27 protein-coding genes and 1 riboswitch are annotated in these 26,512 nt (G+C 34.7%); of the genes, 22 read left to right on the forward strand and 5 right to left on the reverse strand.

Features of this window, described 5'->3' with window-relative positions:
* The first annotated feature begins 88 nt into the window (after positions 1 to 88).
* Both ACSG5Z_RS19250 and ACSG5Z_RS19255 read left to right on the forward strand, forming a co-directional pair.
* Entirely contained in the window at positions 89 to 1,282 is a 1,194-nt protein-coding gene (locus ACSG5Z_RS19250; RefSeq protein ID WP_060489471.1) for an NAD(P)/FAD-dependent oxidoreductase, read from the forward strand.
* A 23-nt stretch (positions 1,283 to 1,305) separates the two neighbouring features.
* Positions 1,306 to 2,655 (forward strand): TrkH family potassium uptake protein, encoded by a 1,350-nt coding sequence (locus ACSG5Z_RS19255; protein WP_001204694.1) that lies wholly within the window; start codon positions 1,306 to 1,308, stop codon positions 2,653 to 2,655.
* Positions 2,656 to 2,693: 38 nt separating this feature from the next.
* On the opposite strand, the gene ACSG5Z_RS19260 is transcribed toward ACSG5Z_RS19255, so the two are convergent.
* Positions 2,694 to 3,029, reverse strand: coding sequence for a DUF3905 domain-containing protein (locus ACSG5Z_RS19260; protein ID WP_000725963.1), 336 nt, complete (start codon positions 3,027 to 3,029; stop codon positions 2,694 to 2,696).
* Between the two features lie 145 nt (positions 3,030 to 3,174).
* Here ACSG5Z_RS19260 and ykzP point away from each other — a divergent pair, with 145 nt between their 5' ends.
* The 11 genes from ykzP to cbpA all read left to right on the forward strand — a co-directional run bounded on the left by ykzP (position 3,175) and on the right by cbpA (position 15,701).
* Complete coding sequence (gene ykzP, locus ACSG5Z_RS19265) at positions 3,175 to 3,327, forward strand: protein YkzP (protein WP_435711980.1); 153 nt, start codon at positions 3,175 to 3,177, stop codon at positions 3,325 to 3,327.
* Positions 3,328 to 3,555: 228 nt separating this feature from the next.
* The gene (locus tag ACSG5Z_RS19270) at positions 3,556 to 4,632 is read left to right on the forward strand and encodes a putative 2-aminoethylphosphonate ABC transporter substrate-binding protein (RefSeq protein WP_000750887.1); all 1,077 of its coding nucleotides are present in this window, start codon (positions 3,556 to 3,558) and stop codon (positions 4,630 to 4,632) included.
* A 20-nt stretch (positions 4,633 to 4,652) separates the two neighbouring features.
* Positions 4,653 to 5,654, forward strand: coding sequence for a putative 2-aminoethylphosphonate ABC transporter ATP-binding protein (locus tag ACSG5Z_RS19275; protein ID WP_137034923.1), 1,002 nt, complete (start codon positions 4,653 to 4,655; stop codon positions 5,652 to 5,654).
* The gene (locus ACSG5Z_RS19280) at positions 5,655 to 7,412 is read left to right on the forward strand and encodes a putative 2-aminoethylphosphonate ABC transporter permease subunit (RefSeq protein WP_060489478.1); all 1,758 of its coding nucleotides are present in this window, start codon (positions 5,655 to 5,657) and stop codon (positions 7,410 to 7,412) included.
* Between the two features lie 21 nt (positions 7,413 to 7,433).
* Entirely contained in the window at positions 7,434 to 8,228 is a 795-nt protein-coding gene (gene phnX, locus ACSG5Z_RS19285; protein ID WP_088062571.1) for a phosphonoacetaldehyde hydrolase, read from the forward strand.
* A gap of 15 nt (positions 8,229 to 8,243) precedes the next feature.
* Positions 8,244 to 9,341, forward strand: coding sequence for a 2-aminoethylphosphonate--pyruvate transaminase (gene phnW, locus ACSG5Z_RS19290; RefSeq protein WP_435711981.1), 1,098 nt, complete (start codon positions 8,244 to 8,246; stop codon positions 9,339 to 9,341).
* Positions 9,338 to 10,510: a saccharopine dehydrogenase family protein gene (locus tag ACSG5Z_RS19295; protein WP_435711982.1), complete on the forward strand. Its 1,173-nt coding sequence runs from the start codon at positions 9,338 to 9,340 to the stop codon at positions 10,508 to 10,510. Before phnW ends, ACSG5Z_RS19295 begins: the two co-directional genes overlap by 4 nt.
* Before the next feature lie 52 nt (positions 10,511 to 10,562).
* Positions 10,563 to 11,345, forward strand: a complete 783-nt coding sequence (locus tag ACSG5Z_RS19300; RefSeq protein ID WP_435711983.1) for a DeoR/GlpR family DNA-binding transcription regulator — start codon at positions 10,563 to 10,565, stop codon at positions 11,343 to 11,345.
* Positions 11,346 to 11,774: 429 nt separating this feature from the next.
* Entirely contained in the window at positions 11,775 to 14,075 is a 2,301-nt protein-coding gene (locus ACSG5Z_RS19305) for an NEAT domain-containing leucine-rich repeat protein (protein ID WP_435711984.1), read from the forward strand.
* 248 nt (positions 14,076 to 14,323) lie between these two features.
* Positions 14,324 to 14,953 carry a class II aldolase/adducin family protein gene (locus ACSG5Z_RS19310; RefSeq protein ID WP_048545015.1) on the forward strand — a complete coding sequence of 210 codons (630 nt, stop codon included), beginning with the start codon at positions 14,324 to 14,326 and terminating at the stop codon, positions 14,951 to 14,953.
* 124 nt (positions 14,954 to 15,077) lie between these two features.
* Entirely contained in the window at positions 15,078 to 15,701 is a 624-nt protein-coding gene (gene cbpA / locus ACSG5Z_RS19315; protein WP_048545012.1) for a cyclic di-AMP binding protein CbpA, read from the forward strand.
* Positions 15,702 to 15,767: 66 nt separating this feature from the next.
* Here the strand turns inward: cbpA and ACSG5Z_RS19320 are convergent, their stop codons facing one another.
* The gene (locus tag ACSG5Z_RS19320; RefSeq protein ID WP_046958227.1) at positions 15,768 to 16,538 is read right to left on the reverse strand and encodes a divergent polysaccharide deacetylase family protein; all 771 of its coding nucleotides are present in this window, start codon (positions 16,536 to 16,538) and stop codon (positions 15,768 to 15,770) included.
* A 397-nt stretch (positions 16,539 to 16,935) separates the two neighbouring features.
* Here ACSG5Z_RS19320 and ACSG5Z_RS19325 point away from each other — a divergent pair, with 397 nt between their 5' ends.
* On the forward strand, positions 16,936 to 17,217 hold the full coding sequence (locus ACSG5Z_RS19325; protein WP_435711985.1) for a Spo0E family sporulation regulatory protein-aspartic acid phosphatase: 282 nt from the start codon (positions 16,936 to 16,938) through the stop codon (positions 17,215 to 17,217).
* 29 nt (positions 17,218 to 17,246) lie between these two features.
* Here ACSG5Z_RS19325 and ACSG5Z_RS19330 read toward each other — a convergent pair whose 3' ends face one another.
* Positions 17,247 to 18,743: a sensor histidine kinase gene (locus ACSG5Z_RS19330; RefSeq protein WP_435711986.1), complete on the reverse strand. Its 1,497-nt coding sequence runs from the start codon at positions 18,741 to 18,743 to the stop codon at positions 17,247 to 17,249.
* A gap of 194 nt (positions 18,744 to 18,937) precedes the next feature.
* Between ACSG5Z_RS19330 and ACSG5Z_RS19335 the strand changes: the two genes are divergently transcribed.
* The 4 genes from ACSG5Z_RS19335 (at position 18,938) to ACSG5Z_RS19350 (ending at position 22,129) form a co-directional block, all read left to right on the forward strand.
* Positions 18,938 to 19,384, forward strand: a complete 447-nt coding sequence (locus tag ACSG5Z_RS19335; RefSeq protein ID WP_087984812.1) for a MarR family winged helix-turn-helix transcriptional regulator — start codon at positions 18,938 to 18,940, stop codon at positions 19,382 to 19,384.
* Positions 19,385 to 19,544: 160 nt separating this feature from the next.
* A complete protein-coding gene (locus ACSG5Z_RS19340; RefSeq protein ID WP_087984813.1) occupies positions 19,545 to 21,239 on the forward strand; it encodes a M3 family oligoendopeptidase in 1,695 nt (564 codons plus the stop codon).
* 139 nt (positions 21,240 to 21,378) lie between these two features.
* Positions 21,379 to 21,912, forward strand: coding sequence for a DinB family protein (locus ACSG5Z_RS19345; RefSeq protein ID WP_435711987.1), 534 nt, complete (start codon positions 21,379 to 21,381; stop codon positions 21,910 to 21,912).
* A gap of 100 nt (positions 21,913 to 22,012) precedes the next feature.
* On the forward strand, positions 22,013 to 22,129 hold the full coding sequence (locus ACSG5Z_RS19350; RefSeq protein WP_000038254.1) for a DUF6254 family protein: 117 nt from the start codon (positions 22,013 to 22,015) through the stop codon (positions 22,127 to 22,129).
* A gap of 11 nt (positions 22,130 to 22,140) precedes the next feature.
* Here ACSG5Z_RS19350 and ACSG5Z_RS19355 read toward each other — a convergent pair whose 3' ends face one another.
* Positions 22,141 to 23,349: an ATP-binding protein gene (locus ACSG5Z_RS19355; RefSeq protein ID WP_088062582.1), complete on the reverse strand. Its 1,209-nt coding sequence runs from the start codon at positions 23,347 to 23,349 to the stop codon at positions 22,141 to 22,143.
* Between the two features lie 207 nt (positions 23,350 to 23,556).
* A riboswitch (PreQ1 riboswitch) is annotated at positions 23,557 to 23,600 on the forward strand.
* A gap of 93 nt (positions 23,601 to 23,693) precedes the next feature.
* Between ACSG5Z_RS19355 and queC the strand changes: the two genes are divergently transcribed.
* The 4 genes from queC to queF are packed head-to-tail and all read left to right on the forward strand — an operon-like array spanning position 23,694 to position 26,072.
* The gene (queC, locus tag ACSG5Z_RS19360) at positions 23,694 to 24,356 is read left to right on the forward strand and encodes a 7-cyano-7-deazaguanine synthase QueC (RefSeq protein WP_000711595.1); all 663 of its coding nucleotides are present in this window, start codon (positions 23,694 to 23,696) and stop codon (positions 24,354 to 24,356) included.
* Positions 24,356 to 24,847 carry a 6-carboxytetrahydropterin synthase QueD gene (queD, locus tag ACSG5Z_RS19365; protein ID WP_087984816.1) on the forward strand — a complete coding sequence of 164 codons (492 nt, stop codon included), beginning with the start codon at positions 24,356 to 24,358 and terminating at the stop codon, positions 24,845 to 24,847. Before queC ends, queD begins: the two co-directional genes overlap by 1 nt.
* Positions 24,840 to 25,556 carry a 7-carboxy-7-deazaguanine synthase QueE gene (gene queE / locus ACSG5Z_RS19370; RefSeq protein ID WP_000036302.1) on the forward strand — a complete coding sequence of 239 codons (717 nt, stop codon included), beginning with the start codon at positions 24,840 to 24,842 and terminating at the stop codon, positions 25,554 to 25,556. Before queD ends, queE begins: the two co-directional genes overlap by 8 nt.
* Positions 25,557 to 25,574: 18 nt before the next feature.
* Positions 25,575 to 26,072 (forward strand): preQ(1) synthase, encoded by a 498-nt coding sequence (gene queF / locus ACSG5Z_RS19375; RefSeq protein WP_000918895.1) that lies wholly within the window; start codon positions 25,575 to 25,577, stop codon positions 26,070 to 26,072.
* Positions 26,073 to 26,127: 55 nt separating this feature from the next.
* Here queF and ACSG5Z_RS19380 read toward each other — a convergent pair whose 3' ends face one another.
* On the reverse strand, positions 26,128 to 26,313 hold the full coding sequence (locus tag ACSG5Z_RS19380) for a YkvS family protein (protein WP_001165081.1): 186 nt from the start codon (positions 26,311 to 26,313) through the stop codon (positions 26,128 to 26,130).
* Positions 26,314 to 26,512 lie beyond the last annotated feature (199 nt).

The following is a 26,512-nucleotide window of genomic DNA, read 5'->3' on the forward strand; positions in this document are numbered from 1 at the left end:
AAAATCCAACTAGCGTATGTTAGTTGGATTTTTTTATGGGAAATAACAAAAGATAGAAAGGAGAAATTTATATTTTAGGAGTATAATTATGAAACTTATGACTGGTAAGTTGTTTTGGAATACAGGAGTTTCTATACCTTGTTATCCATCATTAGAAAATGATATGATATGTGATGTGCTTGTAGTCGGAAGCGGAGAAGCAGGTGCTCATATAGCGTATTCGTTAGCGAAAATTGGAATGCGTGTTACGCTCATTGAAAAACGAGCAATCGCATGTGGTAGCACAGCTGCTAATACAGGTTTACTACAATTTCTTCATGATAAATCGCTAACCTCACTTATCCATACATTTGGTGAAAAAAAGGGGGTACGAGCATATAAGCTTTGTTACGAAGCGCTACGAACAATGGAGCAAGTTGTACCGACTCTCGATATTGATCCCCAGTTTATTCCGCGAAGTAGTTTGTATTATGCAAGTAGAAATGAGGATGTATCGTTTTTACAAGAAGAATATAATACGTTACGCCATTATGGATTCCCGGTTGAATATTTTACCGATTCACATATGAAGAAGAAGTATTCATTTATAAAACAAGCAGCGTTATATACGCATGGTGATGCCGAAGTGAATCCGTATTTATTAGCGCATAGCCTTTTGCATAAAGCAAATCAAATGGGAGCTACTATACTTGAGCATACAGAGGCCATACATATAAAAAAACGCCAAAATGATTTAATTTGTTACACGAAAACAGGAAATCAAATTGTAGCAAAGAATATTATTATGGCGACAGGTTATGAAGTACTTTTCGGAAAGAAAGAAAAAAATACAACGGTGGAAACATCATATGCAGTGGTGACAAATAAGGTAGATTCATTTGAAGGCTGGCATGAACAATCATTAATTTGGGAAACAGCACGGCCTTACTTATATTTTCGAACGTATCAAAACCGTATTATTGTAGGCGGATTAGATGAAGCGATGCAAATTCAAACAATTGGTGATACGAAATTATTGCATAAGCGTGATATCCTTATTAACATTGTAAAAGAGATGTTCCCGCAGTATAAGAATATACAGGCAGAGTACTATTGGGCGGCAGCATTTGGCGGTAGTCATGATGGTCTCCCTATTTTAAAAGAAGACAAAGAGATACATAATTTATTTTACGCATTGCCATATGGAGGTAATGGAACTGTGTATGGAATGGTATTTGCCAAATTATTTGAGCAGTTATTTACAAATAAAGAAAGTGAAGATTTTTCTTTATTTAATCGATAGAAAAAAGGTAGCGAAGTGATGGAATGAGAGATATAAAAAAGTTTTTACAAAAATTACGTCCTGTACAACTCATTGTTTTGTTTTATTTATTAGCAGTAGTTGTATCGGTGATATTGCTTAGTTTCCCGTTTGTTACGAAGTCTGGTGTGAAATGGACATTTATCGATGCCCTCTTTACATCTGTTAGTGCGGTAAGTGTTACGGGACTGTCTGTTGTTACAATTTCAGATACATTTACTACGGCAGGAATTATTATGTTAGCCCTTATTTTACAATTAGGCGGCTTAGGAATTATGGCACTTGGTACGTTTGTTTGGATTATAACGGGGAAAAAGATCGGTTTGCAGAGAAGAAGACTCATTATGGCAGACCATAATCAAGGGAATTTATCAGGCCTTGTAGAATTGATGCGTTCTATTTTAATTGTAATTATTTCGATAGAACTTATCGGAGCGATACTATTAGGTACAAGATTTCTACTTTATTTTCCAACTTGGCAAGAAGCTTATTTTCACGGTTTCTTTGCCGCTGTTAGTGCAACCACGAACGGCGGATTTGATTTAACTGGACAATCATTAATTCCGTACAAAAAAGATTATATTGTGCAAATGATTCATATGTTACTTATTATTTTAGGAGCGATTGGCTTCCCGGTGTTAATGGAAATAAAGCAATTCTTTAGTAAAAGGCGACAGCAACTATTCCGCTTTTCGTTATTTACAAAATTGACGACAACAACATTTTTTGCCCTCGTTATCGTTGGAACCATTATGATTTTTTTACTAGAACGAAATCAATTTTTAGCAGGAAAGTCATGGCATGAAACAGTTTTCTATACATTATTCCAATCTGTGACGACGCGAAGCGGTGGACTTGCTACAATGGATATACGTGAATTGTCACAACCGACGCTTTTATTTATGAGTATATTAATGTTTATAGGGGCATCTCCAAGTTCGGTTGGGGGCGGAATACGTACAACAACATTTGCTGTTAGTATATTATCGTTATACACTTTTGCAAGAGGTGGAAGAACGGTTAGAGTCTTCAAACGTCAGTTACATGAAGAAGACGTGCTAAAAGCATCTGTCGTTATGACGATGGGGATTTTATTATGTGCCACAGCACTCTTTATTTTATCTATTACGGAAAATGTACCGCTTATGAGTTTAATTGTTGAAGTGTGTTCTGCTTTCGGAACGACAGGGCTATCGACAGGTATTACGCCAGATTTAACAACTGTTGGTAAACTTGTACTCATTGTACTTATGTTTATTGGGCGTGTCGGTATTTTAACATTTATACTGGCTAGTGGGGGAAGAGAACAGCCACCTCGCTATAAATACCCGAAAGAGAGAATTATTATTGGATAGTATGAAACCATTCTACCTATGTGAGGTAGAATGGTTTTTTAGTCGTTAATGCCAAATTGCGGATGCATAAAAGCCTCATTCTTATTATCCACTTCTTTTTTTAGCAACTCTTGATTTTCTTCTGAAATCCACCCAATATCATTTGTAGGATGAATCCATTCTTCTCCAGCCATAATGGCAGGGTCTACTTCATCAGTCCAATTGTGAAGTGGACTATTCTCGGAATCATATTTACTGTCTCCGATTACGACGTCATATTGATTTATGAAAGGTTGTTGCATCTTCTTTCCTGTTCCTTTAAAAGATGGGAAATTCATTTGATGCGGGAGCGTTTCATCTAAAATTGGTGACTGGATTTTATCTTTCTTCTTCAAAATAATCGCCCCTTTTCTAATGTTTTTTCATAGGTAGTATTTCCATCTAGCGGCTTTATGTACTTGTTAACACTTGCCAGTAATAATTATTTAATGTTGTTTCAAACTAGAGTAGAAAGTGAATTCTTGAGAGCAGGTGAATGTATTGGTAAAAAGAAAAGTGAAACAAAATGCGGCAAACAACAATAATAAAACTCCGAAAGAAAGCTTACCAGATGCAGAATTTGCATTAGAGTATGAAGGAGAAAATAGCGCGAAGTATGCAAATCGTAATTCAAAAAAAGGTAAACAAAAATGAGGCGTTTTTTACAAACGCCTCATTTTTTTGTGGGATTATAAAGGTTTTTTTAATTATTTGTAAATTTAGTGTTCACTATTAGCAGAAAAATGCGAAAAAATATAGAAGTAGCAACGTATTACACAAAAACAAACAACAAACAAAAGATTAATGTTGGTTTAATACTGCTTTTACACTAGTTGTTTATATTAGAGTTGTACATAAGATTTATAAAAGGAGAGAGAGACAGTGAAAAAAACAATCTTTAAAGCTGTAGCAACTGGAATGGTATTTTCGTTATTAATGGGGTGTGGTGCAAAGAAAGAAGAAAGTGCTGGGGCAAAAGTAAAGGATGATAAATTATCTGGATCATTAACTGTTTACACAGCGATTGAAGAAGAACTTGTACCAATTTATCTTGATTCTTTTAAAAAGAAATATCCAGATGTGAAACTGAACATTGTTCGTGATTCAACTGGAGTTATTACAGCGAAATTGCTAGCTGAAGGAAAAAATACACAAGCAGATGTTGTATGGGGAACAGCAGCGTCTAGTCTATTAGCTTTAGATAAAAAAGATATGTTAAAAGGATACTCTCCAAAAGGAGCGGATCGTGTTCTTCCGCAATTTAAAGATGATAAGCAACCAGAAAAATGGGTAGGTAATACGGCATTTATGACGGGGATTGCTATAAATAAAGAAGAATTAAAGAAGAAAAATTTACCGATGCCAGAATCATACGAAGACTTAACGAAACCAGAATATAAAGGAACGCTTGTTATGCCACATCCAGCTTCTTCTGGAACAGGATTTTTAACAGTTTCTGCATGGTTACAAATTATGGGTGAAGATAAAGGCTGGGATTACATGAAGAAACTTCATGATAATATGGCAACTTATACTCATTCAGGTTCAAAACCAGCGAAATTAGCAGGCGCAGGTGAATATCCAGTTGGCGTATCAATGGTTTATAGTGCTTTGAAAGAGAAACAAAAAGGTGCACCAGTTGAAGTTGTATTGCCGAAAGAAGGGTTAGGTTGGGAAGTAGAAGCGAACGCACTTATTAAAAAAGATAATGCAAAAAATGAAAAATTAGCGCAAGCATTTTTAGATTGGGCAATTACTGATGATGTAATGAAGTTATACTTCGAGAAAAATGGATTCGCGACAATTAAAAATGATTATAAACTTCCAGATGGATTCCCTAAAGATGTGACAGAAAAGTTATACAAAAAGAATGACTTTAAATGGGCAGCAGAAAATCGTGACAAAATTTTAGAAAAATGGGAAAAAGAGTTTGGCCAAAAAGCAGAACCGAAAAAGTAAGTGAGTGGGAGAGAGAAAAAATGAGCGAATATTTATCAATTCAACACATTCAAAAACAGTTTGATGCATTTACAGCGTTAAAAGATATTTCTTTTACTGTGAAAAAAAATGAGTTTGTATGTTTATTAGGCCCAAGTGGTTGTGGGAAAACAACATTGCTTCGAATTTTAGCAGGGCTAGAAGAGGCAACAACAGGTAGTATCGCTGTGGATGGAAAAGATATTACAGCATTACCTCCTGGAAAGAGGAATTTCGGAATGGTGTTTCAATCGTATGCATTATTTCCGAATTTAACAGCACTTGAAAACATTGAATATGGCTTAAAGACAAAAAAATATGGAAAAGCAGAAGTAAAAGAGAAAGCGCTAGAGGCGTTAGAACTTGTAGATTTGCTGAATGTAAAAGATAGATATCCTGCTCAAATGTCTGGTGGACAACAGCAGCGAGTAGCACTTGCACGTGCGCTCGCTCTGTCTCCGGATATTTTGTTACTCGATGAGCCATTATCTGCTTTAGATGCAAAAGTGCGTGAAAAGTTACGTAGAGAAATGCGTGATTTGCAAGAAAAAGTAGGAGTAACAACTATTATGGTTACGCATGATCAAGAAGAGGCATTAACGATGGCCGATAAAATTGTTGTAATGAATCATGCGGAAATTATGCAGATTGGCACACCAGAGGAGATTTATCAAAGACCAGCCAATCCATTTGTGGCAGATTTTATTGGTTCTATTAATTTCTTTTCGAAAAACAATGAAGAACATGCAATTCGTCCTGAGCATGTAACAGTTGTACAAAAGGATGGTATTAAAACGGTTGTGGAAAGCATGGAATTTCGCGGATCTGTATATCGGACGGAAGTGCGGGTCGTAGAAGAAAAAACACATCTTTATAACGAGAAAATTGTAGTGGATATATTGGCATCAGAAGTAGAAGCAACTGCAATTAGAAAAGGAAAGCCGATTCAAATCTCTTTCTCAGAAAATCATATGTTGTCATATGGAAAGAAGGTCATTGTATAGATGGAGATGTTAGAAGATTTCAAGGTAGAAAGTACGAAAAAAAAGATTAAGAGACGTATCGGTAAAGAAGAGTGGATACAAAGACTATTAATTATTGGTATGCTTCTCGCGTTTTTGATCATGCTTGTATTACCTCTATTACAATTGTTTACACAAGCTTTTTACGATAAAGATGGAGCTTTCATTGGTGTTGCGAATTTCAGTAAATATTTTACAACACCAACGCTAGTTCAATCATTACAAAATACGATATGGATTTCGGGCGCGACAACAATTATTGCAGTGACACTCGCTTTCGCTTACGCCTATGCGATCGCTCGTACGAATGTGTTTGGAAAGCGTGTATTTCAATATATTGCGTTGTTACCATTATTCGCACCAACGATGATGCATGGTATCGCACTTACATATTTATTTGGTAATCAAGGGTTAGTAACGAAAGGAATGTTTGGTTTGTTTGAAGGGATACAAATCCCTTTATATGGACCAGTAGGAATTGTAATGGCTGAAGTCATGTATACATTTCCGCAAGCATTTCTTATATTATTAATTGCTTTTCAAGGCTCTGATTATCGTTTATATGAAGCTTCTAATATGTTAGGAGCGAGTAAAACAAAGCAATTTTTCACTGTTACTTTACCTAGTGTAAAGTACGGATTAATTAGTGCGATGTTCGTTGTGTTTACACTTAGTTTCACTGATTTTGGGGCACCAAAAATTGTTGGTGGGCAATATAATGTACTTGCTACTGACGTATATAAGCAAGTAATTGGGCAGCAAAATATGCCGATGGGTGCAACTGTTGGAATGATTTTATTAATCCCAGCTATATTTGCCTTTGCAGTTGATCGCATTACGCAAAGAAAGCAGGCGAATCTCTTATCTTCCAAATCAGTACCTTACAGAATAATAAATAATAAGAAACGAGATGTTATTTCGTTCGTATATTGTAGCGTAGTAACGCTTATGATCATTCTATTATTTGTGGCAGTTGGTATTGCTGCAAGTGTGAAAGTATGGCCATATAATATGAGCTTTACATTTGAGCATTTTAATTTTTCCAGTTTAACAGGAGATGGACTTGAAGCATTTAAAAATAGCGTAATTGTTTCAGCAATTACTGCGGTTATTGGAGCGGTTTTAACATTTATGTTCGCTTATGCGATTGAGAAAATAGATCAGCTACAATTTTTCCGAAAAGCAGGTTACTTTTTCTCTATCGTCCCTTTAGCGATACCAGGTTTAGTACTTGGGTTAGGCTACGTCTTCTTCTTTAGTCAACCAACAATACAAATCTTTGGACTTTCCGTAACGAACCCGTTCCATTCTCTATACGGAACAATTGCTGTGCTAGTACTAGTCAATATCATTCATTTTTATTCTGTAACATTTGTTACGGCAACGACAGCTTTAAAGAAATTGGACCGAGAGTTTGAACTTGTTTCACAGTCGATGGGGATACCGTTTTATAAAACATTCTTTCGAGTTACGGTACCGATGTGTTTACCAGCCATTTTAGAAATGGTAATGTACTACTTCGTAAATTCAATGGTAACTGTCTCAGCAGTTGTATTCCTGTATGCAGCTGATTTTAAACTAGCTGCCGTATCAATTGTAAATATGGATGATGCAGGAAATGTAGCACCAGCAGCTGCAATGAGTGTACTTATTGTTGTTACAAATATTGTAGTGAGAGTTGTATATGAATGGGGAACGAAAGCACTTCGTAACCGAACGTCACAATGGCAAAAAAGATAAATAAGAAGGGTGATGGATTGGATGAAAGTAGAAGCAGTTATTTTTGATTGGGCAGGTACAACAGTTGATTACGGATGTTTTGCACCACTGGAAGTATTTATGGAGATTTTCCATAAACGAGGTGTTGCAATTACTGCAGAAGAAGCCCGTAAGCCAATGGGATTATTGAAAATTGATCATGTTAGGGCATTAACAGAGATGCCTCGTATTGCGAGTGAGTGGAATCGTATTTTCGGACAATTACCAACAGAAGCAGACATTCAGGAGATGTATGAAGAATTCGAAAAGATTCTCTTCACTATTTTACCGCGCTATGCGTCGCCGGTTAATGGAGTAAAAGAAGTGATTGCTTCTTTACGTGAAAGAGGAATTAAAATTGGTTCAACGACTGGTTATACGAGAGAAATGATGGACATTGTAGCAAAAGAAGCAGCACTACAAGGGTATAAACCTGATTTTCTTGTAACACCAGATGATGTTCCAGCAGGTCGTCCGTATCCGTGGATGTGCTATAAAAATGCGATGGAGCTTGGTGTATATCCAATGAATCATATGATAAAAGTTGGAGACACGGTATCAGATATGAAAGAGGGAAGAAATGCTGGTATGTGGACAGTGGGTGTAATTCTCGGCAGTAGCGAACTCGGCTTAACTGAAGAGGAAGTGGAGAATATGGATCCGGTAGAACTTCGTGAAAAAATAGAAGTAGTTCGCAATCGTTTCGTTGAAAATGGGGCGCACTTTACGATAGAAACGATGCAGGAACTCGAAAACGTAATGGAACATATCGAGAAACAAGAACTTATTATTTCATAAAAGGGGAATAGGATCATGACTGAAAATCACTATTTATTATTAACGCCTGGACCATTAACAACAACCAAAACAGTAAAAGAAGTTATGTTATACGATTGGTGTACGTGGGATGCTGAATATAACAAAATGGTACAAGAGGTAAGAGCTAAGCTTGTATCGTTAGCAACGAAGGAAGAAGAGACATATACAACTGTTCTCATGCAAGGAAGCGGTACGTTTTCAGTTGAAGCAGTGATTGGATCTGTCGTTCCTAAAAATGGAAAGCTGCTCGTATGTACAAATGGTGCGTACGGTAAGCGAATTGTACAAATGGCAGAGCTGTTACATATAGATGTCGTGGTCAGTCAAACAGAAGAGTGGGAGCCTACTAATATTGCAGAGGTAGAAAAGATATTGCAACGAGATAAAGAGATTACACATATTGCAGTTGTTCATTGTGAAACAACAACAGGTATTATCAATCCAATTGTAGATGTATGTAAATTAGGGAAGCAATACGGAAAAGTAACACTAGTTGATGCAATGAGTAGTTTTGGTGGTATTGAAATAAATATCGCTGAGTTGCAAATTGACTTTCTAATTAGTAGTGCGAATAAATGTATTCAAGGGGTTCCTGGATTCGGCTTTGTTATTGCAAAGCGCGATGAATTGGTGAAATGTAAAGGGCAGGCACGTTCATTATCATTAGATTTATTTGATCAGTGGGAAACGATGGAAAATCAAAATGGGAAATGGCGTTTTACGTCACCTACACATGTTGTACACGCTTTTTATCAAGCACTACTTGAATTAGAAAAAGAAGGCGGAGTAGAAGCGCGTTACAATCGATATTATAACAATCAAAAAATATTAGTGAATAGAATGAGAGAAATCGGATTTAAGCCACTAGTAGATGAAAAATATCAATCGCCTATTATTACATCCTTCATTTATCCAGAAGAGAGGTTTGATTTTGGGCAGTTATATAATGAATTAAAGTGCGATGGGTTTGTTATTTATCCAGGTAAAATTTCAAAAGTAGATACATTCCGCATTGGAAATATCGGTGATGTACATGAGGCAGATATCCATCGCTTAGTTGATAGTATTGCTAAAGGAGTTGTTATAGGTTGAAAGTATTTTGCTTAGGGGGAGCAGGTAAAATTTGTCGTGAAGCAATTTTAGATTTAGTGCAATTTTCATCTTTTGAGGCGATTACAGTAGCTGATTTTAATGAAGAAGAGGGCCTGAAAGTAGTAGAATGGCTCAACGATCCTCGTGTTGATTTTGTGAAAGTAGATGTAACGAATCACGAGGATACGGTTGCAAAAATGAAAGGTTATGACATTGTAATGGACGGTACGACAATTAAGTTAAATGGATTGTCTACTCGATGTATTGCAGAAGCGGGTTGTCACGGTGTGAATTTGAATGGATTTGGTGAAGAAAATGAATCTCATTCTATATTTGCTCAAAATGAAAAAACGTGTTTACCTGGTTTTGGTATGACGCCAGGTGTAACGCAAATGATGGCAATGCATGCAGCAAATCAGCTAGATACTGTAGAGTCAGTACGTGTAAGTCATGGCTCGTACCGTCCAATTGCTTTTTCTGCATCAATTACAGAAACAACGACATATGAATATGATCCACATTTACCATCGCGTACAGTATATGAAGATGGTGAGTTTAAGCAAGTACCTCCGTTTGCACGTCCAAGAGAAATTGAATTACCGGCGCCTTATGGTAAGGCAACGCAGTATATAATACCGCATTCTGAAACGATTACGTTAGCAAAAGCACTAGAAAATAAAGGCGTCAAACTGATAGAGACGAGAGGAACTTGGCCAAAGCAAAATATGCAGCTCGTACGTGCTTTATATGATTATGGTATATTGCGTAATGATCTGGTTGACATAAATGGGAAAGAAATTGGTATTATGGATTGTATTTCGAAGTATTTATTGCAATCGAAAGAAGGGAAAGAAACAGAAATTTACGGTTATGCACTTCATGTAGAAGTAATAGGTATGAAAAATAATGAGAAACAAAGGCACATATTATATCATACACACCCGTTATCTGATGGTTCTGTTGTAGGGTGGGAAAAATTAAGAGCTTATACGAGAAACGTCGGTATTCCATTTGGGATTGCTACAGAGTTAATCGCAAAAGGGAATGTAAATAAAGTTGGTGTTGTGACACCTGAGGAAGCTTTTGTAAATCCACAAATTATTTTTGATGAACTAAAAAAGCGTGGTGTTCATATTCATGAAGAAATTTTAACTGAAAAAGAAAGTTAGAACTTTGTATAAGTAAGGCAGTGTATGAGGTAGAAATCAATGGGGTGAAGCTATGTCTGTAGTAGGTGAAGAAAGAAAGCGAACCATTCTTGAGAAGGTAGAGTTTAAAGGGAAAGTAAAAGTTTCAGAGTTAGCGAGAGAGTTTGCTGTATCAACAGAGACGATTCGTCGTTATTTAGAAGAATTGGATCGTGAAAAGAAGTTGAAGAAAGTGTATGGTGGAGCCGTCCAACTTCCGGGAGCTAGAATAGAGGCACCAATGTTAGAACGAGAGATGCTGCATATAGAAGAGAAGAAGAGAATTGGGTATAAAGCAGCAACGTTTGTGGAAGATGGGGATGTGATTGCGATTGATGATGGAAGTACACCACTTCAAATGGTGCCATATCTTGTTCATCGTAAAAATTTAACGATTGTAACAAGTTCATTTCCAGTAGCTACACAATTAATTTCTTCTATTAATAAAAAGATGTTTCACGGTGAAGTTTTATTTATTGGTGGAAAAGTATCTCCAAAGCATTCACGTGTGTCAGGTTCTATTTCACAGCAAGTAATCCAGCAATTTCATTTTCATAAAGCATTCGTTTCGATTGATGGATTGTTACCTGGTTTTGGGGTTTCTAGTTTTGAATTAGAAAAGGCGAAACTGTCAGAAGCGATGCTGAAATTAGCGGAGAAAACATATATTTTATGTGATCATACAAAAGTAGGGGTAAAAGGAAATTATCGAATAGCAGCATTTTCACGTATTCAACATGTAATTTGTGATAAGAAAATGCCCTATAGTTTTGAAGAGGAAGTCAAAAATCATAATATTCAATGGACAATTTGCTAAATAAATTGAACTCCCACCTGTTTTTGAGGTGGGAGTTTTACTGTCCGCAAATAGCGGGATAAAAGATTTGTATGTATGCAAAAAGTGGACACATTTTCTCATCTCTTTCATATAATTTACCAATACAAAAAAAGTTGGTCGAAGGAAAGAAGGGAGAAGCATGTCAGAACGGATATATAATAAACTTGTATTGTATGCAAATATTTTGCAAAAAATTGGTTTTATTAATGAAAAAGAAAAAAGTGAAATTCTTCATACGCTAGGTAAAAAGGCCCTTTGATTAAAGGGTTTTTTATTTTTTATCTTTGGAAATATAAACTTAGTGTAATATTACCATTGACATTGATAATGATATTCATTATCATTTATTTGTAGATAATTGATAACATTTATCAATTATGAAAATTATATATGATAGGGGATATTATTTTGAAAAAAAGTTATATTAAGGCGCTAGTAGTAGCCACAACATTAGCAATTCCATTTGCTACATACTCTACTCCAGCATTAGCAGCACTAAAAGCTGAAGCAAACCAGTCGGTGGCAGCAGCTAGTGAACGTACATACGATACTGAGATTAAAATATATAAGGATCAAAAAGATGAGCCATCTATGGTTTCTCAGTACATAAAAAATCCTAAAGTAGCAATTGAAGATGGGAAAAAAATCGTTACTGTAACAATACAAGATAGCGATTATTTTCAATATCTTAGAATAGAGGATAAAAACCAACCTGGTGTATTTCAAGATGTGAAAGTTTTATCAGAAGATAAGAGGAAAAATGGAACGAAAGTGGTCCAATTTGAAATTGGCGAATTTGAGAAGAAGCATAATATGCAAATGCATATACTTATTCCGGCCATCGGATATGATCACAAATATCAAGTTCAATTTGAAATTAAAGATCCAACTGTAGGTGACAAAGAAACAGAGAAACCAGATGATAACTCTAATTCAGGCAATACGGAAACGGATCATCCAGTTGATAGTCAAAATATGATAACAGATAACAAATTAAGAGAACTTGTTAATAAAAAAGTATTTAATAGAAAAGATTTAAATACACCAATTACGAAAGAGGAGTTATTACAAGTAAAGGACTTGTTTTTAAACACGAATGAGATTCTTGATTATAGTGCATTAAAATATATGCCAAATTTAAAATCTTTAACAGTTGCGAATGCGAAGATAACAGATCCGTCGTTCTTTGCGAATTTAAAGCAATTAAATCATTTAGCTTTGCGTGGTAATGAATTTTCAGATGTAACACCACTTGTTAAGTTGGATAATGTAGCATCTCTTGATTTGAGTAATAATAAAATTACAAACGTTGCACCACTCGTTGAAATGAAAAATGTAAAAAGTTTATATCTATCAGGCAACCAAATAGAAGACGTAACAGCATTAGCGAAAATGGAACAACTAGATTACTTGAATTTAGCAAATAATAAAATTACGAATGTTGCTCCATTAAGCGCGTTGAAAAATGTAACATACTTAACTTTAGCAGGTAATCAAATTGAAGATATTAAACCGTTATATTCATTACCTTTAAAAGATTTAGTATTAACGCGTAATAAAGTTAAAGATTTATCGGGTATTGATCAAATGAATCAATTAAATAAATTATTTATCGGTAAAAATCAAATTGAAGATGTGACACCACTTGCTAAAATGACTCAGCTTACAGAATTAGATGTACCTAATAATGAGTTAAAGGATATTACTCCATTATCAAATCTAGTAAACTTACAAAAACTTGATTTAGAAGCAAATTATATTTCAGACTTATCGCCAGTTAGTAAGTTGAATAAGTTAGTATATTTAAGTTTTGTTGCAAATGAAATCCGCGATGTTAGACCAGTAATAGAACTAAGTAAGAAGGCTTATATTAATGTTCAAAACCAAAAAGTCTTTCTAGAGGATACAGAAGTAAATAAAGAAGTAAAAGTACCTATATACGAAAAAGACGGCGAGGTATCTACAAAAATCCGTCTGAAGAGTGATGGTGGTACGTATAGTAATGGTGTAGTGAAATGGAGTACACCAGGTGAGAAAGTATATGAATTTGGAGTGAAAGATCCATTTGCAGATACAGGTATTTTCTTTACAGGATCTGTAATTCAAAATGTAGTAGAAAGTAAAGGGGACAACAATTCTAAAGAAAACAATACTTCTAAAGAAGATGAAAAAGTAGAAGTAGTAGAATTTAAAGATGTACCAAAAGGACATTGGTCAGAAGAAGCAATTCATTATTTAGCGAAAGAAAATATTTTCAAGGGATATGGAAATGGACAATTTGGATTTGGGGATCGTATTACTCGTGGACAAGTTGCGTCTTTAGTACAAAGGTACTTGAAATTAGAAAATAAAGTAGAGCAGAAAGAGAGATTTACAGATACGAAAGGGCATATGTTTGAGCAAGAGATTGCCACAGTTGCGCAAGCTGGAATTATGCAAGGAGATGGTACTGGGGAGTTCCGTCCAGATGGAGTATTAACTCGATACGAAATGTCAGTAGTATTACAAAAAGTATTTCAGTTAAAGGGAAATGAAAAGAGTGTAGAGAGCTTTACTGATGTGCCAAAAGGTCATTGGGCAGAAGGCTATGTGAAAGCTTTAGCGGATAATAATATATCAAAAGGTGATGGAAAAGGAAATTTTTTAGGTGATGATTTCGTAACACGTGAACAATATGCACAGTTTTTATATAACGCAATAAAGAAATAAAAGATGAGAAAATACGTTATTCTTTGATTTAAAAAGAATAACGTATTTTTTATGTACAAAATGAAATAGGGAATAGACAGAAGTATAGATATATGGATGGCCCATTTTAAAGAAGAGCTATGAAACTATATTGACAAAAAGGCGTTATCATGTGATAATTCAATTAAATTTTTAGAATAATCAAAAAATACTCCTTTTACATAGAAAGGATTCGAACATTATATAAATATTATGCCGGGGGTGACGAAATGTTATTTTTTCTAAAAAAATGGAATGAATTAAAAGATGTGAAATCTGAATTGGCACTTCGTGATTGGTTTTATGGTACAAAAATTAGTTTATCACTCTGTACGTCAAAAGAGCCGTTAACTTTTTTAATAAACGTTGAGGGAAGAGATAAAGGGTTATTTTCAGAAGAAGACTTTATTGTTGTTAATTGTATGTGTGAGCCAGTATTTGAAAATGAAGAAAAACCAGCTGCAGAATCGTTTATGCATGCGGATATTTATAAAAAAAGTAGTGCAGAATGTATTTTACAAGTGCAGACTGTAGATAGTCATTTAATATCAGAGTTATATGGAGAAGAAGGGGAAGTAACATTCGATAAACGTAGTGTGGAACGTGTTTTTGGAAAAGAAGGTATAACAGAAATGACAATTCCCATTGTAGAAGATGAGAAGAAATTTGCTGATTTATTAGAAAATAATGTACCGAATTTTATTGAAGGTGGAGGAGTAGTTCTTGTTCATAATTATGGCATGATTGTGTGGGGGAAAACTCCAGAAGAAGCGAAAAAATGGCTAGAGGGTATAGAATATTTAATGAATTACCATGTAAAGTTGTTAATGATAAAAGGTGCAAAGAGCTCTGTTATATAAAATGTTTGTGATGTCGTTACAAGTCAATAAAAAATGAAGGCGTTTTAAAAATAATTTCACTCATAAAATATAGGTCTCCTTATTATATATAGATTACATGTTGACATGTAAGGAGGAACATATTTTGCGAGTTAAATATCATTTTCTGCCAAAACAGCAAGTAACATTTTGCAAAATGAACGATTCAGGTGAAGAGGCTTTGCACATTATGAATGAAACGGGATTTCGAGCAATCCCTGTATTAGCAGAAGATGAAAAGAAATTCATAGGGATTATTTATAAAGTAGATCTTTTAGAAAAGAAGTGTAATAGCGGATTAGAGAAATTAAGTGCGGAACATATGCTGGGAGATTCCTCCGCATTTATTTTTGAAAAGGATTCTTTTTTTAGAGCATTTTATGTTATTCGTCGACTTCCATTTTTAGCTGTGCTAAATGACTATAATGAATTTGTCGGTATCTTAACGCATTCCAATATCTTTGATGTTATTGAAGATTCATTCGGTATGCGGACGGGTGGTTATATATTAACAATTGCAACACAAGATTGTAAGGGAACGATTAAAGAACTTGGGACATTGTTGAAAGCATTTAATATCGGTGGATTATTTACACTAGATAACGGTGATCAATATATTCGCCGCGTTATCGTAAATATAGCAGATGAGTTAAATGAAAAAAGATTAAAGCAATTAATCGAAAAAATAGAGAAAAAAGGATTCAGGGTGAGTCATGTAGATTATATTTAAGGTGAAAAGGAAAGGTACCAATTTGCTATATGCAGATTGGTACCTTTTTAGTGTGAGTAATGAATCTTATTTTGAAACAGGAGGTGGAGATAGTGCTAAATCAGATAAAAAAATAAAATCTGCATGCGCGCGAATGTTAGGAATAGAAGTTTCTATAACACGTGATGTAATTTCACCTGGAGGTCCAACGTGTCCAATAGCTACCATAATCGGTTTTTCTTGAAGTTTTTTAATGAGTAATTGGGCTTGTTTTGAAATATGTGCCGCCGTATATACATCATCAAAAAATAATTGATTTTCAATAATAGGCACTCCTAATTCTTTCCCGATTTTTGGGACAACACTCTTAGGATTTGTTTTGCTATCTAAATAAAATAAACCGTGTTTTTTACAAGCTGCAAGTATAAGTCGTACAATTCTTTCGTCCGCGGTCACTTTTGATCCCATATGATTGTTCATGCCAATTGCATGCGGTACTTCTTGAATCGCTTGTTCGAGTCGGTTATTTATTTCTTCGTCGCTTAAATCAGTTGTAATTGCTTTTGGTCCAAGCCATTCTTTTTTACCTTTAATAGGTTCCATTGGCATATGTATAATAACTTCGTGCCCTTTCTTATGAGCCGCTATCGCATCTTCCTTTGTGGAAGGGAGAAAAGGCATAACGGCAACAGTCAGTGGAATAGGAAGTGATAACATTTTATCAGTCCCCTTCATATTATTGCCGAAGTCATCAATGACAATAGCGACTTTGTTTGTATGGGCCTTTGCTTGAACAGGAAACAAGAAGGATGGTAAAAACATAGTAAATATAAGCAATGCAATCGTATATTTGCGCATATAAATATTTCCTTTCTATTTTATCCCGCTATTTGCGAGCAGTGAGGAATGGACAAAATCCTCAATGATTAAATTTCAATTTATCAATCATCATTATGTTTTGCGTTTTTATATAAATTAAACAAAAAATGTCGAAGAAAAGTATATGGAAAATAGAGAATCCGCTATTTAATTGGTATTTGTAAAAAAAGAAGATGAAAAAAATGTCTATTATTGCGAATGTATTTACAAAGATAGAATAATTTGTAATAATTCTCAAAGTGAGGGTAAAGATTTGTAAATTACAGGGAGAAAATGTTAAATTTTCTGATTCTTCAAATTCAAATATGATTAAGTAGTTAAAAGGCCGATGGAGAAGTAAAGTCGAGAGCACGGAAGTATAATAAGGGGGATATGGATGTTTACTGTAAAAAGGAAGTACACATTAGAAAAGCTTTCACGTGATATTCATATGAAACGTGAAGAAATGATTCAATTAGGTTTAACAAGTGGGTTAAATAGTATGGAGACAATTCAAGTGAGTCAAGAATTGGACAAGCTTATTTTACAGTACCAGTGTTATAAAGAAGAACAAACACCAAAATGGTTATCAATTATAAAGGTACCTATTTTTCAAATTGGGTATGAAGGGAAATCAAGTAATTTTTGGCGAATGCTTGTGGCTGGTTTTATGAAATAAGTATAATTACCCTTTTGGGATAAGGATAATTATACTAGGTGTAACGGAATTTCGATATGAACTGTCGTTCCTTCATTTTCTATACTATCAATAAAAATATGCCCATTGTACATCTCTACAATTCGTTTACATATGACAAGTCCAAGACCGGTTCCAGTATCTTTATTAGTAAAGAACGGATGAAAGAGGTGTTTTTGAATATGTTTCGGAATTCCCTTTCCAGTATCTGTAATTTTCAATTGTGCGTGTGTCTCATTGTTTGTTACGGAAATGGTCAGTGTGTCACCAGAATTCATGGCTTCAATTGCATTTTTTGTAATGTTTAAAACCACTTGTTTCATATGGTCTTTTGAGCAACGGATATGAACAGGATGGTCTGGCAAATGTAAATGGAATACAATGTTATGTAGATTCGCCTCAGATTGAATAATTAATGCTACCTCATTTAGAATGGTTCTCACATCATATGTTTGTTCAATGATAGCAGTTGGCTTTCCAAGAATAAGAAATTCGCTTACAATTTCATTAATCCGTTCTATTTCTTGTTCGATGATGGAAAAATAAAACTGATCTTGTTCATCTTTATATTTCTCTTTTAATAGAGCGACGAGCCCTTTAATTCCGGTAAGAGGATTACGGATTTCGTGGGCTGTACTAGCTGCAAAAGTTCCAACTAATTCAATTTTTTGTAGTTCATTTTGTTGTCTTTCCAGTTTTGTTTGACGTTTTAACAACATATATTGAGCAAGTAAAAATAAAATAGACATTAAAAATAAAGTAGCTATACACTCTATTGCAACCCACTGATATAAAGTTTTTTGATGGATAGGCAATGGAGAAACAGAGACCTTCCAATTTAATCTTTTGAGTGGGGTAGTAAGCATATTAGAATGCGCATCACTTGTTTCGTTATTATCATCGGTGAGAAAAACTACATCATGTTTATCAGTTACTTCAAAATGATATTGTGGCTTAATGGCATTTAAAGATGCTGAAATGTAGTCAAAGCGTAAACTTGCTAACAATAAGCCTGAGATTTCCTTCTGTTTATTGAAAATGGGAGAAGCAATCATAATAGCTTGATGTCCAAGAACACGATCTGTAATGACTGATGATACAGTTGTTTTCTTCGTTTGCAATACGTCTTGAATATATTTGCGATCTGAGACATCAACAGGTGGCCGGTCGCCTTCAGATGCGATTGTAATGATTCCTTCTGGTGTAGCGTAATATAAACCAGAAAAACGTGCATCGTTTCCATCTGTATCATGTACAATTTGTTTAACTTCATTTATATTTCCAGTCTCGGTTCCTACGACCTTTGAGAGCATTTTTAATGCGGAAATTGCTTCACCAAGGTGATGATCTAAATAGTCTCTATATAAAAAGAGAACCGTGTGAGCAGATAGTTTGTTTTCCTGCTTCATTTTATAAGAATGATATGAATAAAATGTAGCACCAATCCCTATCGTTGGTAGGATAACAAGAACTATATATAAAACTATGCTGTGGAATTTGACTTTCAAATTTGGTACTCCTTCTTTTTTATTATCATTATATATAAACTATGTTAAAATTGTCATGTTTTTATTCAAGAATCATTCATACTATATTTGGGGAGAGGAAATGAATGAGTGAATACTCATTCGGAATTCACATGAAGTACTAAGTTGTTTTTTCTATTTATTACTGAGAATTTAAGTGAAGGGTTGAAAGTTGTATGACATCAAATAATGAACGAGAAGATATTTCTCAATCTTTAAAAGTATTTATTGCATTATCTCGTGTACATCGTTCTGTTATGGATACTACAAATAAATCTATACAAAGTAACGGGTTAAATCCAACTGAATTTGCTGTATTAGAACTGTTATATCATAAAGGCGGTCAACCACTTCAGCAAATTGGTGAGCGTATTTTAATAGCTAGTGGCAGCATTACATATGTTGTAGATAAGCTAGAGAAAAAGGGACTAGTAAAGAGAATTCCGTGCCCGAATGACAGACGTGTTATTTATGCACAACTAACTGAATCTGGAGAGAGCTTTATTGCTTCTATTTTTCCAGGGCATGAGCAAGTTATACATCATTCTTTTGAAATGTTAACGAAAGAGGAAAAGGATGAATTACTTGCTCTATTAAAAAAGATTGGAAAATATGAAAAATAATAGTATGTTCCAAAAGAGCTTTGGATAAAGAAATCCAAGGTTCTTTTGTTTACATGTAATTATGACAGCATCTGCCGTATTTTGTTAAAGAATAAGAGGAGATTTGTAAGTAAGCATTGAATTATAGTAAGGATGCACATAATGGAGAGGAGGCTCGTTCATGTCATTTAAAGACTATGAATATAAACGGCCAAATATTGAAGAATTAAAAGAAAAGTTTACCGTTGCTTTAGAGAAGTTTGATAACGTAAAAACGGTAGAAGAACAAAAACAAGTCATCAATTCAATTAACGAAATTCGCAACGACTTCGGTACAATGGGGAACCTTTGTTACATTCGTCATTCTGTTGATACGACAGATGCTTTTTATAAGGAAGAGCAAGATTTCTTTGATGAATTCTCTCCAGTTGTACAAGGATATGGTACAAAGTATTATAATGCGTTAATTCATTCTCCATTCCGTGAAGAATTAGAAGCGTATTATGGAAAGCAATTATTTGCTTTAGCGGAGTGTGATTTGAAAACATACTCTGATGAAGTTGTGAAAGATTTACAATTAGAGAATAAATTGTCTTCACAATATACACAGTTATTAGCATCTGCAAAAATTGACTTTGCAGGAGAAGAAAGAACGTTATCGCAACTGATTCCGTTTATGCAAGGGAAAGAAAGAAGTGAACGTAAAGCAGCAAGTGAAGCATATTACGGATTTTTAGCTGAGAATGAGGAAGAGTTAGATCGTATTTATGATGAGCTTGTTAAAGTGAGAACGAAAATCGCCAAATCTTTAGGTTTCAAAAACTTTGTTGAACTTGGATATGCAAGAATGTACCGTACAGATTATAATGCGGAAATGGTGGCGAATTATCGTCAGCAAGTACTAGATTATATCGTTCCCGTTACAACGGAGTTAAGAAAACGACAACAAGCACGTATTGGTGTAGAGAAGTTAGCATATTACGACGAAAACTTTGAGTTTGCTACTGGTAATCCAACTCCAAAAGGAGATGCGGATTGGATTGTTAATCATGGGAAAACGATGTATAAAGAGTTATCGGCTGAAACGGATGAATTTTTCAATTTCATGCTAGATAATGATTTATTAGATTTAGTTGCGAAAAAAGGAAAAGCTGGTGGCGGATATTGTACATATATTGAGAATTATAAAGCACCATTTATTTTCTCAAACTTCAACGGAACATCTGGCGACATTGATGTATTAACACATGAAGCTGGTCACGCTTTCCAAGTATATGAAAGTCGTAAGTTTGAAATTCCAGAATACAATTGGCCAACGTATGAAGCATGTGAAATTCATTCTATGAGTATGGAATTCTTTACATGGCCATGGATGAAGTCATTCTTTGAAGAAGATGCAGATAAATATTATTTCTCTCACTTAAGTTCAGCACTTCTGTTTTTACCGTATGGTGTATCTGTTGATGAATACCAACATTATGTATATGAAAATCCAGAAGCATCACCAGAAGAGCGTAAGACAGCATGGCGTAATATAGAGAAAAAGTATTTGCCGCATCGTGATTATGAAGATAATGATTATTTAGAGCGCGGTGGATTCTGGCAACGTCAAGGACATATTTATAGCTCGCCGTTCTACTATATCGACTACACATTAGCACAAATTTGTGCACTGCAATTTTGGAAACGTGCAAGAGATAATAGACAAGAGGCATGGGAAGATTATGTGAATCTGTGTCAACAAGGTGGAAGTAAATCATTCTTGGAATTAGTAGAAGTTGCAAATTTAACATCACCATTTGCTGAAGGCTGTGTGAAAAGTGTCATTACAGAAATTGAAGCGTGGCTACGTGCGATTGACGACACAAAATTGTAAAAAACATGCGCTTTTTTTCACATGTTTAACATCGACATAACGAGAAAATGATGAGATAATAAAAGAAAATTCAGAATACTAAAGAGGTGTTTCTAATAAGGAGCACCTCTTTTCACCAACAAAAAGGGGGGAAAGAAGTATGCTTCAATCTAATATGGATGTGAGTTTAGAAAGTTTGGTGAACTCATTACAGTCTACTCGAAGCACGCTATTATCAGAAATTGAAATGTTAAATGATACAGAAGTGAATGTAAAGCCACGCCGTGATAAATGGAGTATTATTCAAATTTTGCATCACTTGCATTTAGTTGAACAATCAGTTACATCTGCCCTTGTATATGCTTTACAAAAAAATGAAAGAAACACGACTCCATTTAAAGACCTCCAACTTACGCTTGATCGCACACATAAACGAGAAGCTCCTCAGCAAATGGAACCAACAGAAACGTTAATGAAAAAACAGCAAGGAATTCAATTACTAGAACATTCACGACAAGAACTATTACACGCGCTTCATAGTGTGATAGATGAAAAAGATTTATTTGAAAATGGATTAAAGCATCCTATTTTTAACGATTTGAATTTGTATCAGTGGATTCAATTTCTTGATTTGCATGAACAAAGACATCTTACGCAGTTAAAAGAGGCGAAACACGCAATTTTGCAACGATAATTAGAAGGAAGTGGGAGACCACTTCTTTTTTGATACGTGCATAGTTTTCTTTCTTATTTTGGAATACTACATGGAGAAAGAACAGAAGGAGTTGAAAAGTATGTCCAAGAAAAAGAAAGAAGAAGAGCGCGCGTGGAAAGCACGTAAAGAAAATCAAAAACCACATGGTAAAGTGAAAGCCTTTGCTGAATTAGTTGAAGGAACAGAAAAAACGTGATGAGTATTTCATCACGTTTTTTGTATGAGTGGAAAAGTTAATAAGAAGGTTGTACCTGTACCTTTTTCGCTTATAATATCAATTTTTCCGTTCATAGCTTGAATAACACTGAATACGACCATCATTCCAAGACCAGTTCCTTTTTCTTTCGTTGAGTAGAAAGGGGATCCAAGGCGTTTTACTTGTTCTTGATCCATACCAACTCCTGTATCTTTTATATACAATTGTATATGCTTATGGTCTGGAACTAAAGTGAGTACGAGATCACCGCCTGTAGGCATTGCCTCAATACAGTTTTTTAAAATATTTAATAAACATTGGTTTAGTTTCTGTTTTTCACCAGCGATATAGAAAGATGTACTTTGTTTGATATAGTGGATACGAACATTTGTTAAATTAGCAAGAGGTGTGATTAAAGATAAGGCATGCAATAATTCTTCCTCTACTTGTAACTGTTGTTCTTTTTCAATACTTGGTTTTGCGAAAGTTAAGTAGTCTGTAAGAACATGATTTGCTTGTTCGATTCCGTTGATGGCTATGTCGATATATAATTTTCGCTCTTGCTCAGTGCATGTATTTGACTGCAAGAGTTGTAAAAATCCTTTTGTTGAAGTTAATGGATTGCGAATCTCATGAGAGATGGACGCTGCCATTTCTCCAATTAAATGGAATTTTTCGGCATTCATAAGTTCGTTTTGAAGACGAACTTGCATTTGTAGTATGTGTAGCAAATATAAAATAAGGATTGTTCCAATTATTGTACATATTTCGTACACGATAATATGGGGTATGTAATCGGCGCTATTTGTAACCTCTGAGAGGAAAGAAGGTACCCAGCCCAAGCTAAATATGAGACTGTAAAAGATAGCGAGTGCTATTTTTATTCGATTAGAACTTCGGTTAAAGAGTTTGTATGTTAATAGTAGAACAATAAACAGTAGAACCGAAGCGATAAGGGATGGAAAAACACCTATTCCCCCTAATAAGAAGCGGTATATGTTTAATACAGTTAAGATGGAAGCACCAGCAATAGGGCCCCCTGTTAATGTACCGACAATTAATACGATATGGCGCATATCAAATTGAAATCCATAATTTGTTTTTGCTCCGAAAGTAATACATAGTATGGTAGCGAGGCAACATAATGCAATAAATATAGCTGAATTTAATTTAGGAGAACGTTTCCCTTTTTGATTCCAAAATAAATGGTATACGAGCATTGTAACAAGGATGAATAATATATTTAGAAAGAGATAAATAATAAAGGGTTTCAGTGGGGTGCCTCCTCTCTTCTCGCATTAAATTCATCATACTATAAAATGAAAGAAATGAAATGAAAAATAGCGGAAAAATCAGAAATTTTTTCTGGTAGTATACAATATGTTACAATAAGCTTTGTCAATGAAAGAAGGAATTCCGTGCATTGCACGGGAGAGGTTCGCGAACTCCCTCTATAAAAAACTATGGAAACAACAATATCTTTAGGTATTGTTTTGTTTTTTTATTGTGACAGTTCAAGAACGTTCTTTCTTCTTATTCGTAGTAGAGAAGGAGAATGAGTGAAATGAAAAAAGAAAAGGCAGTTGTTGTTTTTAGTGGAGGACAAGATAGTACGACATGCTTATTTTGGGCAATAGAGCAGTTTGCAGAAGTAGAAGCTGTAACGTTTAATTACAATCAACGTCATAAACTAGAAATTGATTGTGCAGCGGAAATTGCGAAAGAGCTAGGAATTAAACATACGGTGCTAGATATGAGTCTATTAAATCAACTCGCTCCAAATGCGTTAACGAGAACGGATATGGAGATTACACATGAAGAAGGTGAATTGCCATCGACGTTTGTAGATGGACGAAATTTACTATTCCTATCATTTGCTGCTGTATTAGCAAAACAAGTTGGAGCACGTCATATTGTAACTGGTGTATGTGAAACTGATTTCAGTGGTTATCCAGATTGCCGTGACGTGTTTGTGAAATCGTTAAACGTTACTTTAAATTTATCCATGGATTATCCGTTCGTAATTCATACACCACTTATGTGGATTGATAAAGCGGAAACATGGAAATTATCAGATGAACTTGGAGCATTCGAGTTTGTTCGAGAAAAAACATTAACATGTTATAACGGAATCATTGGTGATGGTTGCGGTGAATGTCCAGCATGTCAGCTTCGTAAAGCAGGATTAGATACGTACCTACAAGAACGCGAAGGAGCAAATAACTAATGGATAATTTATTTGGATTTCGCATCGTAGAAAATTTGCAAAAAATGGACAAGGATATTCAGCGTAAACAGCTCAAATATCATAATAAAAGAGTAATGGTCAGCAAGGAATTTACATTTGATGCAGCACACCATTTACACTGTTATGAAGGGAAATGTAAAAACTTACATGGTCACACATATAAAGTTGTATTTGGGATTAGTGGATATGTAAATGAAATAGGTCTTGCGATTGACTTTGGAGATATAAAAGAAATTTGGAAGAATGAAATAGAAATTTATTTAGACCATCGTTATTTAAACGAAACGTTACCAGCAATGAATACGACTGCAGAAAACATGGTCGTTTGGATTTATGAAAAGATGGCAGAAGCATTACTAAAAGATAATCGTGCGAACGAATATAAAGGAGCTCGTGTTGAATTTGTTCGTCTTTTCGAGACGCCAACTAGTTATGCGGAAGTAAGACGGGAGTGGATGCTCGATGAGTAAAATCCCTGTCTTAGAAATATTTGGTCCGACCATTCAAGGTGAAGGAATGGTTGTGGGACAAAAGACGATGTTTATCCGTACAGCTGGCTGTGATTATAGTTGCGCATGGTGTGATTCTGCTTTTACGTGGGATGGATCGGCTAAGGAACAAATTAGACAGATGACAGCAGAGGACGTTTGGAACGAGCTTGTAGAAATTGGTGGCGAAAATTTTTCTCATGTTACGATTTCAGGTGGAAATCCAGCATTGTTGAAAAATATTGAGTTTCTTCTTTCTATATTAAAAGAGAATGGAATGCGGACGGCAATCGAAACGCAAGGGAGTAAATGGCAAGATTGGCTACTTCAAATTGATGAGATAACGATTTCTCCAAAACCACCAAGTTCGACGATGAATACTGATTTTCAGAAGTTAGATGCTGTTATTCAGAAACTAGCAGGAAAAGATATTAGTTTAAAGGTAGTAGTATTTGACGATTATGACTTTGAGTATGCAGTTAAGATGCACGAACGTTATCCAGATGTTCCATTCTTCTTACAAGTAGGGAATGATGATACAAAAACTGTGGATGATGCGATGTTGATTAAAAAATTATTAGATAAATACGAGTGGCTTATTGAAAAAGCGGTTAACTGTAAAGAAATGAATAATGCAAAAGTATTGCCACAGCTTCATGCGTTAGTATGGGGAAATAAACGCGGAGTATAATGAGAAGGGATGTTTAAAATGGCAGGAAGATTAGATGAAGATTTAAAAGATGTAACTTTATTAGGAAATCAAAATACAAAATATTTATTTGAATATAGCCCAGAAATTTTAGAGGTATTTGATAACAATCATCCAAACCGTGATTATTTTGTGAAATTTAATTGCCCTGAATTTACAAGTTTATGTCCGAAAACAGGTCAACCAGATTTTGCAACAATTTATATTAGCTACATTCCAGAACAAAGAATGGTAGAGAGTAAATCTTTAAAGCTATATTTATTTAGTTTCCGCAATCATGGTGACTTCCACGAAGATTGCATGAACGTTATTATGAATGATTTAATTAAATTAATGGATCCGCGTTACATTGAGGTATGGGGGAAATTCACACCACGTGGAGGGATTTCAATTGATCCTTACTGCAACTACGGTCGCCCAGGCACGAAGTATGAACAAATGGCAGACTACCGTATGATGAACCATGATCTATATCCAGAAACAATTGATAATCGTTAATATATAATAGAAAGAAAGGATCTGTATAACATACAGATCCTTTCTTTCTATTATATTATGCATTTTGATTAATGACAGTATAGTTTTTATGACTTACAACTGTAAGAGGTTCCATATCTAGTTCTCTAAAATTTTCCATAATTGTTATATCTACAATAACGGAGTTTTGATTTACTTTTTGAACACGGCCTTGCATTCCACCTTTAAATTCAATGATATCTCCAGTTTCTGCGATCTGCATAAGCAACTCTCCTTGTTACAGTTTTCCAAAAAAAGAATAATTTTGGGTTTTTTTTATTTCCTCTTATTTTGAACCATATTGTCTATTTTGTAAATGTTTCCAAAGTAAAAATTCGAAAAATATTCACATTTTGTAAGAAAATATGCAAGAACTCCAAGTTATTAGAAAAAAAGAACGGTTTAAATGCGCGCATCTTTAT

Origin of the sequence: Bacillus pretiosus, from assembly GCF_051294775.1 — a bacterium.
Classification (GTDB): Bacteria; Bacillota; Bacilli; order Bacillales; family Bacillaceae_G; genus Bacillus_A; species Bacillus_A wiedmannii.